The 13,911-nt window shown below is 65.1% G+C and carries 14 protein-coding genes; 7 read left to right on the top strand and 7 right to left on the bottom strand.

Annotation, left to right across the window (positions count from 1 at the left end; all coding sequences use genetic code 11):
• Positions 1-2 precede the first annotated feature (2 nt).
• The 7 genes from A6M56_RS04915 to A6M56_RS04945 all read right to left on the bottom strand — a co-directional run bounded on the left by A6M56_RS04915 (position 3) and on the right by A6M56_RS04945 (position 6,736).
• Entirely contained in the window at positions 3-1,061 is a 1,059-nt protein-coding gene (locus A6M56_RS04915; protein WP_052698604.1) for a bifunctional UDP-4-keto-pentose/UDP-xylose synthase, read from the bottom strand.
• A gap of 16 nt (positions 1,062-1,077) precedes the next feature.
• Positions 1,078-2,007, bottom strand: a complete 930-nt coding sequence (locus A6M56_RS04920; RefSeq protein WP_045786680.1) for a formyltransferase — start codon at positions 2,005-2,007, stop codon at positions 1,078-1,080.
• Entirely contained in the window at positions 2,004-3,002 is a 999-nt protein-coding gene (locus A6M56_RS04925) for a glycosyltransferase (RefSeq protein ID WP_045786681.1), read from the bottom strand. The genes A6M56_RS04920 and A6M56_RS04925 overlap by 4 nt, the downstream gene beginning before the upstream one ends.
• A 7-nt stretch (positions 3,003-3,009) precedes the next feature.
• On the bottom strand, positions 3,010-4,167 hold the full coding sequence (locus A6M56_RS04930; protein ID WP_102079735.1) for a DegT/DnrJ/EryC1/StrS family aminotransferase: 1,158 nt from the start codon (positions 4,165-4,167) through the stop codon (positions 3,010-3,012).
• Positions 4,168-4,196: 29 nt separating this feature from the next.
• Positions 4,197-4,568, bottom strand: coding sequence for an SMR family transporter (locus A6M56_RS04935; RefSeq protein WP_045786683.1), 372 nt, complete (start codon positions 4,566-4,568; stop codon positions 4,197-4,199).
• Between the two features lie 112 nt (positions 4,569-4,680).
• Positions 4,681-6,351 carry a glycosyltransferase family 39 protein gene (locus A6M56_RS04940; protein WP_102079736.1) on the bottom strand — a complete coding sequence of 557 codons (1,671 nt, stop codon included), beginning with the start codon at positions 6,349-6,351 and terminating at the stop codon, positions 4,681-4,683.
• A 4-nt stretch (positions 6,352-6,355) separates the two neighbouring features.
• Complete coding sequence (locus A6M56_RS04945) at positions 6,356-6,736, bottom strand: Mth938-like domain-containing protein (protein WP_045786685.1); 381 nt, start codon at positions 6,734-6,736, stop codon at positions 6,356-6,358.
• A gap of 290 nt (positions 6,737-7,026) precedes the next feature.
• On the opposite strand from A6M56_RS04945, the gene A6M56_RS04950 reads away from it, so the two are divergent.
• The 7 genes from A6M56_RS04950 (at position 7,027) to moaE (ending at position 13,907) form a co-directional block, all read left to right on the top strand.
• Positions 7,027-8,268, top strand: coding sequence for a pyridoxal phosphate-dependent aminotransferase (locus tag A6M56_RS04950; protein WP_045787846.1), 1,242 nt, complete (start codon positions 7,027-7,029; stop codon positions 8,266-8,268).
• Between the two features lie 93 nt (positions 8,269-8,361).
• The gene (locus A6M56_RS04955) at positions 8,362-9,681 is read left to right on the top strand and encodes a homoserine dehydrogenase (protein ID WP_045786686.1); all 1,320 of its coding nucleotides are present in this window, start codon (positions 8,362-8,364) and stop codon (positions 9,679-9,681) included.
• Positions 9,682-9,700: 19 nt separating this feature from the next.
• A complete protein-coding gene (thrC, locus tag A6M56_RS04960; protein WP_102080253.1) occupies positions 9,701-11,146 on the top strand; it encodes a threonine synthase in 1,446 nt (481 codons plus the stop codon).
• Between the two features lie 4 nt (positions 11,147-11,150).
• Positions 11,151-11,768 (top strand): uracil-DNA glycosylase family protein, encoded by a 618-nt coding sequence (locus A6M56_RS04965; RefSeq protein WP_102079737.1) that lies wholly within the window; start codon positions 11,151-11,153, stop codon positions 11,766-11,768.
• Positions 11,769-11,846: 78 nt separating this feature from the next.
• The gene (locus tag A6M56_RS04970; protein ID WP_062739646.1) at positions 11,847-13,106 is read left to right on the top strand and encodes a molybdopterin molybdotransferase MoeA; all 1,260 of its coding nucleotides are present in this window, start codon (positions 11,847-11,849) and stop codon (positions 13,104-13,106) included.
• 20 nt (positions 13,107-13,126) lie between these two features.
• Positions 13,127-13,384: a molybdopterin converting factor subunit 1 gene (moaD, locus tag A6M56_RS04975; protein WP_102080254.1), complete on the top strand. Its 258-nt coding sequence runs from the start codon at positions 13,127-13,129 to the stop codon at positions 13,382-13,384.
• A gap of 13 nt (positions 13,385-13,397) precedes the next feature.
• Positions 13,398-13,907: a molybdopterin synthase catalytic subunit MoaE gene (gene moaE / locus A6M56_RS04980; protein ID WP_102079738.1), complete on the top strand. Its 510-nt coding sequence runs from the start codon at positions 13,398-13,400 to the stop codon at positions 13,905-13,907.
• Positions 13,908-13,911 lie beyond the last annotated feature (4 nt).

A 13,911-nucleotide genomic window follows, 5' to 3' on the forward strand; every position in this document is an offset into this window, starting at 1 on the left:
CCTTACTTGTTGCCGTTGCCTTCTTCGACCAGGCTGCGTGCTTCGGCCACGTGCGTGCGATAGGCTTCGAAGATCTTCGCCAGCGCGTCCTTCATCACGGTCGTCGGCTTCCAGCCGAGGTCTTCCATGGTGTTGGCGATCTTCGGCACGCGGTTCTGCACGTCCTGGTAGCCGTTGCCGTAGTAGGCGCCGGACGTCGTTTCCACCAGCTGGACCTGCTTGGCGCTGTCTTTGTACTCGTCGATGTTGGCGGCCAGCTCGAGCATCATGTTGGCCAGCTCGCGAACCGAGTAGTTGTTCGACGGGTTGCCGATGTTGTAGATCTTGCCCGAGGCCACGCCGTCCTTGTTGGCGATGATGCGCACCAGCGCGTCGATGCCGTCGTCGATATACGTGAAGGCGCGCTTCTGGCTGCCGCCGTCGACAAGCTTGATGTTCTCGCCGCGCACGATGTGGCCGAGGAATTGCGTCACCACGCGCGACGAACCTTCCTTCGGGGTGTAGATCGAGTCGAGGCCGGGGCCGATCCAGTTGAACGGACGGAACAGCGTGAAGTTCAGCCCTTCCATGCCGTAACCCCAGATCACGCGGTCCATCAGCTGCTTGGAGCAGGCGTAGATCCAGCGCGGCTTGTTGATGGGGCCGTAGATCAGCGGCGAGGCTTCCGGATCGAATTCCGAATCGCTGCACATGCCGTAGACCTCGGAGGTCGACGGGAAGACGAGGTGCTTGCCGTACTTGGCAGCCGAGCGAACGATCGGCAGGTTGGCTTCGAAGTCCAGCTCGAACACGCGCAGCGGGTCTTTCACGTACGTCGACGGCGTGGCGATGGCCACGAGCGGCAGGATCACGTCGCACTTCTTCACGTGATACTCGACCCACTCCTTGTTGATGGTGATGTCGCCCTCGAAGAAATGCATGCGCGGGTGGTTGACCAGGTCGCCCAGACGCTCGGTCTGCATGTCCATGCCGTAGACCTCCCAGTCGGTGGTCTCCAGGATGCGCTTGGACAGGTGGTGGCCGATGAAGCCGTTGACGCCGAGGATCAGTACTTTTTTCATGAAGGCAAACTCAAGATCAGGAGAGGGCAAGCTGGCTGGCGAGCTGCTGCGCAGTCACGGCGCACGATCCGCCGGCAGCCTGGGTGTCCACGCGCCAGAGCTCGTGGATGGCGATGGCTGCTCCATCGCCGCACACGCCAAACATCGCATTATCCACGACGTGCAAGCCCGGCGGCAAATTCGTAAAGATTTGATGTGCCAGACGGGCGCGCGCGACGACGTAGCGCTCGCCGCCGACGTCCGTGAATGCACCAGGATAGGGCGGCGCGACGGCCCGGATGAGGTTGTAGACCTGCTGCGCCGGCCTGGACCAGTCGATGCGGCCGTCTTCGGGCTTGCGGCCGCCGAAATAGCTGCCCTCGGCCAGCACGTTCGGGTGCTTGGGAATCTGCCCGGCAATCATGGCGGGCAGGGCGCGCCAGAGCGTCTGCTCGGCGGCAACGGTGGCTTTTTCGAAGACTTCGTGCGCGGTGTCGTCCGGCAGGATCGGCACGACGGTCTGGTCGACGATGTAACCGGCATCGGGCTTTTCGACCATCTCGTGCAGGGTCGCGCCGGTCTCGGTTTCACCGTGGAGCACCGCCCAGTTGATCGGCACGCGGCCGCGGTACTTGGGCAGCAGCGAACCGTGCATGTTGAACGCGCCAAGTTTGGCCAGGCTCAACAGGCGCATCGGGATCATGTGCCGGTAGTAGAACGAGAAGATGAAATCCGGCGCGATGTCTGCGATGCGCGCGTGCAGGTCTTCACCGTGGGCGTCGTCCGGCGTGACGAACGGGATGCCGAGCTCTTGCGCCGTGGCGCGCACACTGCCGAACCAGATGTTCTCCGCCGCGTTGTCTTCGTGCGTGACGACGAGCTCGACCCGGATGCCGCGCGCTGCCAGGACGCGCAGGCAGCGCACGCCGACGTTGTGATACGCAAAGACGACGGCACGCCGGGTCATGCCACACCTCGCTGTGGGCCGCCGCCCTTCAGGTCCGCCGCGCTGGCTTCGTGCAGGTGCGGCGTGTCTTCCAGCACACCCTGCACAAGGTAGCGCGGACGCTCGCGCACCTGCTGATAGATGCGGCCGATGTACTCGCCCAGCAGGCCGATGCCGAACAGCAGCACGCCGATCAGGAAGAACGTGATGGCGAACAGGGTGAACACACCCTGGACTTCCGCGCCAAGGACGAAGCGCCGTACCACCAGCAGGATGAACAGGATGGCCGAGGCCAGCGACAGCAGCATGCCGATCGCCGAAAACCACTGCAGCGGCACCACAGAGAAACCCGTCACCAGGTCGAAGTTCAGGCGTACGAGCTTGTAGAGCGAATACTTCGATTCACCCGCGAACCGCTCCTCGTGATCGACTTCGATTTCCGTCGGGTTCTTGCTGAACGTGTAGGCCAGTGCCGGAATGAACGTGTTGACTTCGCGACAGCGGTTGATGGTGTCGACGATGGTGCGGCTGTACGCGCGCAGCATGCAGCCCTGGTCGGTCATCTTGATGTGCGTGATGCGCTCGCGCAGCGAGTTCATGGCACGCGACGCGGTACGACGGAACCAGCTGTCCTGGCGGTTGCGGCGGATGGTGCCGACGTAGTCGTAGCCTTCGTCGAGCTTCTCGACCAGGCGGCCGATTTCTTCAGGCGGATTCTGGAGGTCGGCGTCGAGCGTGATGACGCGTTCGCCGCGCGCATGTTCGAAGCCGGCCAGGATGGCCATGTGCTGGCCATAGTTGCCATTGAACAGGACGACGCGCGTCGTGTCGGGGCGCGCACGGAATTGCTCGGCCAGCATGGCGGCGGAGCGGTCGCGGCTGCCGTCGTTGACAAACACCACCTCATACGAGATGCCGAGTGCGTCGAGCGCGGGGTACAGGCGCGCAAACAGCGCGGCAAGCCCGTCTTCTTCGTTGTAGACAGGAATGACAACCGAGAGAGCAGGTGTCTTCATTATTGGATTATTGGTACTGGGCGCAAAGTTGGCGGACCGCGTTGACGACGCGGTCCACGTCGGAATCTTCCATGCCGGCAAACATCGGCAGCGTAACGATGGCGCGGCCGATGCGTTCGGCCACCGGGAACATGCCCGGCTTCCAGCCGAGTTCGCGGTAGAGCTTGAACAGGTGGATCGGCGGATAGTGCACGCCCGCGCCGATGCCCAGCGCCTTCAGGCCGGCCATGAACCCGGCGCGATCGACCTTCAGGCGATCGAGCGGGAGCACGATCTGGAACATGTGCCAGTTGGTGTTCGTAAAATTCTCGACCGGCAGTTCGACACCGAACGATTCGATGTCGGCGGCGCGCATGGCGGCAAAGTAACGGCGGGCGAGCGCGGCGCGGCGCGCGGTGACGTTTTCGAGTTGCGCAAACTGGCCCAGCCCGATGGCGGCGTTCACGTCGGTCAGGTTGAACTTGCCGCCCACCAGGTCGACTTCCATGCCGTCGAAGCCAGTGCGCACGACGCCCTGCAGGCGGTACTTTTCGGCCAGCACCGCTTCTTCGGGCGTGTTCAGGACGATCGCACCACCCTCGATGGTCGTGATGTTCTTGTTGGCCTGGAAGCTGAAGCTGACGAGATCGCCGATCTCGCCGATGCGCTTGTCGCCCCAGCGCGAGCCGATGGCCTGCGCGGCGTCTTCCACCACGCGCAGCTTGTGGCGGCGGGCGATGTCGTACAGGCGGTCCATGTCGACGGGCAGGCCGGACAGGTACACCGGGATGATCGCCTTCGTGCGCGGCGTGATGGCGGCTTCGACCTTGCTCAGGTCGATGTTGCGCGTGACGGGGTCCACGTCGACGAAGACCGGCTTGGCGCCGACCGTCAGCACCACGTTCGACGTGGCGACCCACGAGATCGGCGTGGTGATGACTTCATCCCCGGGGCCGATACCTGCGATGCGCAGCGCGACTTCCATCGTGGCCGTGCCATTGGCGAACGTCCGCACGATGCGGCCGCCGAAGTACTCCGACAGTGCGGCTTCAAAGGCGGCAACCTTGGGGCCCGAGGTGATCCATCCCGAACGCAGCACCTCGGCGACGGCGGCGATGGTCGCCTCGTCGATGGTCGGACGCACGAAGGGCAGGAAAGGCAGTTCGGTGGCGTTGGTTTGCGTCATGGCAGCAGAGAAGGTTGGGCGCGCGCCGCTCATGAGCGAGCCAGCACGAAAACGCCGACAAGGATGATGGCGATGCCGATCAGGCGCTGCACCGACAGCACTTCGCCAAACAGATACCACGCCAGGAAGGCATTGACCACGTAGCCCAGCGAGAGCATCGGATACGCAATGGTCACATCCACGCGCGAGAGCCCGAGGATCCACACCACCACGGAGATCACGTAGCACGACAGCCCGCCGATGATGGGCCACTGCGTTGCAAGCTTGATGCCGATCGGCACGATGTTGTCGGCCGAAAACGCAAAGCGGCCGATATTGTTGACGCCCGCCTTGAGCAAGAGCTGAGCGCAGGCATTGAGCATGACACCTGTCAGGATCAGCCCGAATGTGACCAGATTCATAGGTTGTTTTGTAGTGTTCCGACTGCGGTGGCTTCCCCGAGACCCCACCGCCGGGCCGCATGTTACGACAATTCCGCTTGCGCGCTTCTTTCGCCGCGTCGCTTTGGTCCCGCTACTGGCGCCGAACGATCACGCGGCGGGCATCGCGGGCCACCGGCACCATCGGGACGCCCTGGGCTGCCAGGCGGTCATACGTGCCCGGGCCCATCATCGCGATGGCCTGGCCGCCCTCCTTCCAGCGGGCCACGAAGGCCTCCGTGGTCGGAATCCACTTGGCCGGCTCCTGCTGCACGCCGAAGGCCAGTTCGTCAGGCTCCTGCACCATGATGGTCGGCCGGCCGAGGTAGAACGGCATTGTATGGTCCAGGCGCTCTACCGCATAGAACGGCACATCCGGCTTGAGCCACGGTCTGACGGCCGGTACGAGGTCGATACCCGACATCGAGCGCCCGAACGCTTCATGGCCGAGGGTGGCCGCCGTGAATGTCAGGAACCACGCACATGCAAAGGCGGCGAGGCTCTCAAAGCGCCCGTTCGCCCGGCGCAACGCGATCCACGTGAACGCAGCGCCCGCCCCGAACGCCACGGCCAGGAACACCGCGAACCGCGCGAACACCGCATTCGGATACATCGCCGACGACATCGTCGCCACGTAGCCGCTGGCGGCGAGCCCGACCAGCGCCAAGGCCAGGAAAGCGCGGAGCTGCCAGCGCCAGGCACGCTCGCTGGCGTGTTCGAGCACCAGGGCAGCCAGCATCGCCAACGCCGGGATGATCGGGAAGATGTAGCCCGGCAGCTTCGAATCGGAAATGCTGAAGAACACGAAGATCAGGATCGCCCACAGGCCAAGCACGAGCGTCGGGCGGAAGCCGTTGGCCGCGGTCTCGGTGCGCGCGAAGGTCAGCCTGGCGGCGCCGGGCAACTGCGCAAGCCATGGCAGGAAGCCGGCCAGCAGCAGCGGCACGAAATACCAGACCGGCGCATTGCGGTTGTGCACAGTCGAGGTGAAGCGCTGGAAGTGCTCGTGCACGAAGAAAAACCACGCGAACTCCGGGTTGCGAGCGGAGATCAGCACAAACCAGGGCGCTGCCACGGCACAGAACACGATGAGGCCGCTCACCAGATGCAGGCGTTTCCACAGCGCCCAGTCCCGCGCGACCAGCGTATAGACGATAAGCACGAAGCCGGGCAGCACCACGCCGATAAGCCCCTTGCTCAGCACCGCCAGCGCCATGGACGCCCAGCACGCCCACATCCATCCGCGCTGCTGGGCACGGCTTGCGTCCGGGTGCTGGGCCAGGAGGAGCGCCGCCAGCGCCATCGTCATGCAGCCGGCCACGCCCATGTCGAGCGAGTTGAAATGCGCGCCTACATTCCACATCGGCGCGCTGACGAGCACCAGGCCGCTGACGACCGCCACACGTTTGCCCCACCAGCGTGCCGCCGCCAGCATGGTGAAGACGATGCCGACGATGCCCGAGAGCGCCGTGAACAGCCGCGCCTGCCAGTCGCCAACGCCGAACAGCGTGTAGGCCAGCGCGGTGCCCCACATCTGCAGGGGCGGTTTCTCGAAGTACTTGAGGCCGTTGTAGCGGATCGTCACCCAGTCGCGGGAGGTGAACATCTCGCGGGCGATTTCGGCGTAGCGGCCTTCGTCGGTGGGGATCAGGTGGCGGTAGCCCAGCGTGCCGAGCCAGATGGCCAACAGTGCCGTGGCGAGCAGCCACAGGGAAGCGTTGCGCCAGGGCAGGGCCGGCGCGTTGGTCGAGCGGTCGATCGGCATGCGCTCAGGCGGTTTCGATGAGCAGCGCCGCGGCCACCTTGCGGCCTTCCAGCATCAGGATGTTGTAGGTGCGGCCGGCGGCCTGCATGTCCATCGCTTCCACGCCGATACGCTTCTCGGTCAGCGGCGCAGTGAGTCGCGGGTGGGGAAAGCGCAGCCGGCTTCCCGTGCCGAAGACCACTACCTCCGCGCCGAGTTCGAGCAAGCGGGCGAAGTGTTCGGGCGTCAGGTCTTCAAAGCGCGCGACGTCCCACGGCACGATGGCGCCTTCGGGCATCACCAGCACGGAGTGCGTGTAACGCACCTTGTTGATTTCGATATAGCCGTCGCCATACGCGGTGACGGTATTGAGAATGGCGGACGGGTCGGACGAATGGAGCTTCAAGGCGGGAATCCCATCAGGCGCGATGGCTGCGGCGCACGCGGCGACACGGTGGCAAGGGCGCGGTTTCGGACTGTCCGGCGGATCTCGCTGCGTTGCAAAAATGCCCGCCGAAGTCTGTCATAATGGGCTAAATTATATCTTTTTCTCTCCTTTGCCCGCCGCGCCACAAGCGACGCCCGGCAAGGAAGAGCGCAGCGCTTTCTCCTGCCAGGCGGTGTCACCGTCGCCGCTTTGCTGCACCGATCCGTCGCAATCCAAGCCCGCTCGACGTCGTTTATCGTCCCTTGCCCGTGAAAACGATCCAAAAATCCGCCAAGCTCAACAACGTCTGCTATGACATTCGCGGCCCCGTGCTCGAAAAGGCCAAGCAGATGGAGGAAGAGGGCCACAAGATCATCAAGCTGAACATCGGCAACCTTGCCCCGTTCGGCTTCGATGCTCCGGAAGAAATCCAGCAGGACATGATCCGCAACCTGCCGAATTCGGCAGGCTATTCGGATTCGAAGGGCATCTTCGCGGCGCGCAAGGCGGTGATGCACTACACGCAGGAGCAGGGCATCAAGAATGTCACGCTGGATGACATCTATCTCGGCAACGGTGCGTCCGAGCTGATCTCGCTGGCGACCAACGCGCTGCTCGACGAGGGCGACGAGCTGCTGCTGCCGGCTCCCGATTATCCGCTGTGGACCGCCGTGACGAGCCTCTCGGGCGGCACGCCGGTGCACTACTACTGCGACGAATCCAATGGCTGGATGCCCGATCTGGACGACATCCGCGCCAAGATCACGCCCAACACCAAGGGCATCGTCGTCATCAACCCCAACAACCCGACCGGCGCACTGTATTCGGACGAACTCCTGCGCGGCATCGTCGCCATCGCGCGCGAGCACGGCCTTGTGCTCTTCGCCGACGAGGTGTACGACAAGGTCCTGTTTGACGACAACAAGCACACTGCCATCGGGTCGCTGTCGGAAGACGTGCTGACTGTCACGTTCAACAGCCTGTCGAAAAGCTACCGCTCGTGCGGCTACCGCGCGGGCTGGATGGTCGTCTCGGGTGACAAGCGCCCGGCCAAGGACTACATCGAAGGCCTGAACATGCTGTCGTCGATGCGCCTGTGCGCCAATGTGCCGGGCCAGTGGGCCATCCAGACGGCGCTGGGCGGCTACCAGAGCATCAAAGACCTGGTGGCACCGGGCGGCCGCATGCGCCGTCAGCGCGACCTGGCGCACGAGCTGATCACGGCCATTCCCGGCGTGACGTGCGTGAAGCCCAAAGCGGCGCTGTACATGTTCCCGCGCCTCGATCCGGCCGTGTACCCGATCGAGGACGACCAGACCTTCATCCGCCAGTTGCTGGAAGAAGAGCGCGTGCTGCTGGTGCAGGGCACCGGCTTCAACTGGCACTCGCCGGACCACTTCCGCATCGTCTTCCTGCCGCACGAAGACGATCTGCGTGAAGCGATCGGCCGAATTGCGCGCTTCCTGGAGCGGTACCGTCAGCGTCACGGTACTGGCATCCGGGCAGCCTAGACTCGGTCATCCGCCAGATCAGTTGTTGTTGCGGGGCAGACCGAAGTGTCTGCCCTGTCTGTTTTTTGCCCTTCCGTTTCAACGATACGTCTCATGAATCCCATCAAGATCGGCCTGCTCGGGCTCGGTACCGTCGGTGGCGGTACCCTCAAGGTTCTGCAACGGAACCAGGAAGAAATCCGCCGTCGTGCGGGGCGCGGCATTGAAGTCGCCATGATTGCGGTGCGCAATCTCGAGCGCGCGCGCGCCATCGTGCAGGAAGCCGGCGCGACCGTGCCGGTGGTGAACGACCCGTTTGCCGTCGTGGATTCGCCCGAGATCGACATCGTCGTGGAACTGATCGGCGGCTATGACCTGACGCGCGACCTCGTGCTGCGTGCCATCGCCAACGGCAAGCACGTCGTCACCGCCAACAAGGCGCTACTGGCCGTGCACGGCAACGAGATCTTCAAGGCCGCGCAGGACAAGGGCGTGATGGTGGCATTCGAAGCCGCCGTGGCCGGTGGCATCCCCATCATCAAGGCACTGCGCGAAGGCCTGACGGCCAACCGCATCGAGTGGATCGCCGGCATCATCAACGGCACCACGAACTTCATCCTGTCCGAGATGCGCGACAAGGGCCTGGACTTCGACACCGTGTTGAAGGAAGCCCAGCGCCTGGGCTATGCCGAAGCCGATCCGACCTTCGACATCGAGGGCTTTGACGCCGCGCACAAGCTCACGCTCATGAGCGCGATCGCGTTTGGCGTGCCGGTGCAGTTCGAGCGCGCGTACGTGGAGGGCATCACCAAGCTGGAAGCCGTCGACATCCGCTATGCCGAAGAACTCGGCTACCGCATCAAGCTGCTGGGCATCACGCGCCGGGTCGACGCGGGCATCGAGCTGCGCGTGCACCCGACGCTCGTGCCGGCCAAGCGCCTGATCGCCAACGTGGAAGGCGCGATGAACGCCGTGGTCGTCAACGGCGACGCCGTCGGCCCGACGCTGTACTACGGCAAAGGGGCGGGCGCCGAGCCGACCGCCTCGGCCGTCGTCGCCGACCTGGTGGACGTGACGCGCCTGCACACGGCCGACCCGGAGCACCGCGTGCCGCACCTGGCGTTCCAGCCCGACGCGCTGTCCGACACGCCGGTGTTGCCGATCGACGAGGTGCGCTCGAGCTACTACCTGCGCATGCGCGTGGCCGACCAGACGGGCGTGTTGGCCGACATCACGCAGATTCTCGCCAAGACCGGTATCTCGATCGACGCGATGCTGCAGAAGGAATCGCGCGAAGGCGAGCCGCAGACCGACATCATCATGCTGACGCACACGGCCGTCGAGAAGCACGTCAACGGTGCCATCGCCGCCATCGAGGCGCTGCCGACCGTGCTGTCGAAGGTCACGCGCATCCGCATGGAAGAACTGAACTGAGCACGCGTAAGAGATGAGCATGCAATACCGATCGACCCGCGGCCACGCAGAGCCGCAGAGCTTCTCCCGCATCCTGCTCGGCGGCCTCGCGCCGGACGGCGGCCTGTACCTGCCCGAGCAATACCCGCAGGTCAGCGTTGAGGAACTGACCCGCTGGCGCGACCTGCCGTACGCGGACCTCGCGTTCGAGATCCTGCGCAAGTTCGCCACCGACATCCCCGAGGATGACCTGCGTGCGCTGACTCGCCGCACCTACACGCCCGAGGTCTACTGCAACGCACGCGCCGGCGACAACACCGCCGATATCACGCCGCTGCACAAGCTTGGCGACGAGGGCGGCACCTCGCTGTCGCTGCTGTGCCTGTCCAACGGCCCGACGCTGGCCTTCAAGGACATGGCAATGCAGTTGTTGGGCAACCTGTTCGAATACGCGCTCGACCGTGAGCACGCCGAACTGAACATCCTCGGCGCCACCTCCGGCGACACCGGCAGCGCGGCCGAATACGCCATGCGCGGCAAGCGCGGCGTGCGCGTGTTCATGCTGAGCCCGCACCGCAAGATGAGCGCGTTCCAGACCGCGCAGATGTTCAGCCTGCAGGACGCGAACATCTTCAACATCGCCATCGAAGGCGTGTTCGACGACGCGCAGGACATCGTCAAGGCGGTGTCGAACGATCACGAGTACAAGGCGCGCCAGAAGATCGGCACGGTCAACTCCATCAACTGGGCGCGCGTCGTGGCGCAGGTCGTCTACTACTTCAAAGGTTACCTGCTGGCTGCCCCGTCGATTGGCGAGAAGGTGTCGTTCTGCGTGCCATCGGGCAACTTCGGCAACGTCTGCGCGGGCCACATCGCGCGCATGATGGGTTTGCCGATCGACAAGCTCGTCGTGGCGACCAACGAGAACGACGTGCTGGACGAGTTCTTCCGCACCGGCACGTACCGCGTGCGCTCGGCCGCCCAGACATACCACACGTCCAGCCCGAGCATGGACATCAGCAAGGCCTCGAACTTCGAGCGCTTCGTGTTCGACCTGCTGGATCGCGATCCGGCACGCCTGGCACAACTGTTCCGCGACGTGGACGAGAAGGGGGGCTTCTCGATGACCGGCAAGCCGGAGTTCGACCGCATCGGCGAGTTCGGCTTTGTCTCGGGCCGTAGCACGCACGAAGATCGCGTCAATACGATCCGCGACGTGTTTGCCCGTTACGGCACGATGATCGACACGCACACCGCAGACGGCGTAAAGGTCGCGCGCGAAAACCTGACGCCAGGCGTGCCGATGGTGGTGCTGGAAACCGCGCTGCCGGCCAAGTTTGGCGACACGATCCGCGAAGCGCTGGACCGCGAGCCGGAGCGCCCGGCCGGCTACGCTGATATCGAATCGCTGCCGCAGCGCTTCGAAGTCATGCCCGCCGATGTGGATCGCGTGAAGGCCTACATCGCGCAACACACGGGTCTTTGACGCGGTGATGGCGGTGCCGGATGGCGCGACCGCGGCAGCGTTCGAACGCTGCCTGCGCGACATCCGCGCGTGCCGCACGTGCAGCGGGGCGCTCGCACACACGCCTCGCCCCGTGGTCGTGGCGGACCGCCGCGCCCGCGTGCTGATCGTCGGGCAGGCGCCCGGGCGCATGGTGCATGAAACGGGCATCCCGTGGAATGACCGCTCCGGCGATCGGCTGCGCCAGTGGCTGCAGATCCCGTACGACGACTTTTACGCCGACAAGCGCATCGCCGTCGTGCCGATGGGGTTCTGCTTTCCCGGCACCGGCGCGAATGGCGACCTGCCTCCGCGCCGCGAATGCGCGCCGCGCTGGCATCGTCCGCTGCTGACGGCCATGCCCGACGTGAAGCTCGCCCTTCTGGTGGGCGCCTACGCCCAGCGTTATTACCTCGCCGTGCCGCGCGACTGGTCGCTCAGCGACGTGGTGCGCAACGGGCCCGTGCACGACGCCCAGCGCCGCGTGCTGTTTCCGCTGCCGCATCCGAGCCCGCGCAATCTCGCCTGGTTCAAACACAACCCGTGGTTTGACGCGCACATCGTGCCCGCGCTGCGGGCCGCGCTGGCCAACGCATTCGCGTGATACGCCTGCGCTGATGCATGGCGCCCGCGTGGAACCGATACAATCGAAATCTCTACCGATTTCGTGTTCCCGCCTCGCATGTCCGCCAACGATGCTCCCGCCGTCAAACCGTCTCTGCTGACGCTCGATGCGGCACTGTCGCAACTGCTTGCTGCTGCGCGCCCTCTGCATGACATCGAAACCGTGCCGACGCTGCACGCCAATGGCCGCATCCTCGCGCAACCGGTGCACAGCAGCCTGAACGTGCCGCCGGCCGACAACACGTCGATGGACGGCTACGCGGTGCGCACGGCGGACATTGGCGCACCGGGCACGCGGCTGACGGTGGCGCAGCGCATTCCTGCCGGCCACGTCGGCCAGCCGCTGAATGCCGGCGAGGCCGCACGCATCTTTACCGGCGCGCTGATTCCGCCGGGCGCCGATGCGGTGGTCATGCAGGAGCAATGCAAGGCCGAGCCGGACACCGGCACCGTCGTCATCGAACATGTGCCGGAGTCGGGCGAGTGGATCCGCCGTGCCGGCGAGGACATTGCCGCGGGTGCGGAGATCCTGCCGCGTGGCACGCGCCTTGGCGCGCAGCAACTGGGGCTGGCGGCGTCTGTGGGCTGCGCCCATCTGCAGGTTGTGCGCCGCCCGCGCGTGGCCGTCTTCTTTACCGGCGACGAGCTCGCCATGCCGGGCGAACCGCTCAAGCCCGGCGCCATCTACAACTCCAACCGCTTCACGCTGCGTGCGCTGCTCGAAAACCTGGGCTGCGAGATCACCGATTTCGGCATCGTGCCCGATACGCTGCAAGCCACGCGCGAGACGTTGCGCGAAGCTGCCGAGGCGCACGACCTGATCATCACGTCGGGCGGCGTGTCCGTCGGCGAGGAAGACCACATCAAGCCCGCCGTGGAAGCCGAAGGGCGCCTGAACCTGTGGCAGATCGCCATCAAGCCGGGCAAGCCGCTCGCCTTTGGCGAGGTGCGTCGGCCGGAAGGCATGGTGGGCGGCCCGACGGCGTTCTTCATTGGCTTGCCGGGCAATCCGGTGTCGAGCTTCGTCACCTTCCTGCTGTTCGTGCGGCCGTTCATCCTGCGCCTGCAGGGCGTGCAGGACGTGGCGCCCAAGCGCATCCCGATGCGCGCCGACTTTGCCTTGCCCAAGGGCGATCGCCGCAACGAGTTCCTGCGCGCACGCATCAATGCCAACGGCGGGCTGGACCTGTTCCCGAACCAGAGCTCGGGCGTGCTGACCTCCACCGTGTGGGGCGATGGCCTGATCGACAACCCGCCCAACCAGCCGATCGCGCAGGGCGATGTCGTCAGCTTCCTGCCGTTCGCGGGGCTGGTGTAAGGAGTGAAGGAGCGATGAGCATGCAGATCGAACTCCGCTTCTTTGCCAGTGTGCGAGAGCAGCTGGGGCTCTCGCAGCAGACGGCCACCGTGCCGGACACCGTGCGCACGGTCGGCGATGTGCGCCGCTGGCTGGCGCAGCGTGGTCCCGTGTGGGGTGAAGCACTGGCCGAGGGCCGCGCGCTGCGCATGGCGGTGGACCACCAGATCGTGTCCGCCGATACGGCCGTGCACGATGGCTGCGAAGTCGCATTCTTTCCGCCAGTCACGGGCGGCTGAGCCGGGGATCGACATGACCGTCCGCGTACAAGAAGCCGACTTCGACCTTGGCGCTGAAATCGCAGCCCTGCGTGCCGGCCGTCCGAGCATCGGCGCGGTGGCGAGCTTCATCGGCACCGTGCGCGACGTCAACGATGGCAGCGGCGTGTCCGAGTTGGAGCTGGAGCACTATCCCGGCATGACCGAGAAGGCGCTCGCCAACATCGTCGATGCGGCAATGCAGCGCTGGGACCTGATCGACGCGCTCGTCATCCACCGCGTCGGCAAGCTCAAGCCCGAAGACCAGATCGTGCTGGTGGCGGTGGCATCGAAGCACCGCGGCGAAGCCTTCGCGGCGTGCGAATTCATCATGGATTACCTCAAGAGCGAGGCGCCGTTCTGGAAGAGGGAGCAGACACCCGAAGGCGCGCGCTGGGTGGACGCCCGCGTGACCGACGACAAGGCGCTCGCCCGCTGGGGCATCACCACGAACAACGCTGCCGGCAGCCCGGAGGCCCCCGCGCAGCCGAACGATGACGAATAACAAG

It is taken from the genome of Ralstonia sp. RL (assembly GCF_001683835.1).
GTDB lineage: Bacteria > Pseudomonadota > Gammaproteobacteria > Burkholderiales > Burkholderiaceae > Ralstonia > Ralstonia mannitolilytica.

Excerpts from the sequence above, each read along its gene's own strand:
- thrC (WP_102080253.1), top strand. The coding sequence starts at position 9,701 with ATGCAATACCGATCGACCCGCGGCCACGCAGAGCCGCAGAGCTTCTCC.
- A6M56_RS04920 (WP_045786680.1), bottom strand. The coding sequence starts at position 2,007 with ATGACCCGGCGTGCCGTCGTCTTTGCGTATCACAACGTCGGCGTGCGC.
- moaE (WP_102079738.1), top strand. The coding sequence starts at position 13,398 with ATGACCGTCCGCGTACAAGAAGCCGACTTCGACCTTGGCGCTGAAATC.
- A6M56_RS04930 (WP_102079735.1), bottom strand. The coding sequence starts at position 4,167 with ATGACGCAAACCAACGCCACCGAACTGCCTTTCCTGCCCTTCGTGCGT.
- A6M56_RS04955 (WP_045786686.1), top strand. The coding sequence starts at position 8,362 with ATGAATCCCATCAAGATCGGCCTGCTCGGGCTCGGTACCGTCGGTGGC.
- A6M56_RS04970 (WP_062739646.1), top strand. The coding sequence starts at position 11,847 with ATGTCCGCCAACGATGCTCCCGCCGTCAAACCGTCTCTGCTGACGCTC.
- A6M56_RS04915 (WP_052698604.1), bottom strand. The coding sequence starts at position 1,061 with ATGAAAAAAGTACTGATCCTCGGCGTCAACGGCTTCATCGGCCACCAC.
- A6M56_RS04940 (WP_102079736.1), bottom strand. The coding sequence starts at position 6,351 with ATGCCGATCGACCGCTCGACCAACGCGCCGGCCCTGCCCTGGCGCAAC.
- A6M56_RS04935 (WP_045786683.1), bottom strand. The coding sequence starts at position 4,568 with ATGAATCTGGTCACATTCGGGCTGATCCTGACAGGTGTCATGCTCAAT.
- A6M56_RS04925 (WP_045786681.1), bottom strand. The coding sequence starts at position 3,002 with ATGAAGACACCTGCTCTCTCGGTTGTCATTCCTGTCTACAACGAAGAA.
- moaD (WP_102080254.1), top strand. The coding sequence starts at position 13,127 with ATGCAGATCGAACTCCGCTTCTTTGCCAGTGTGCGAGAGCAGCTGGGG.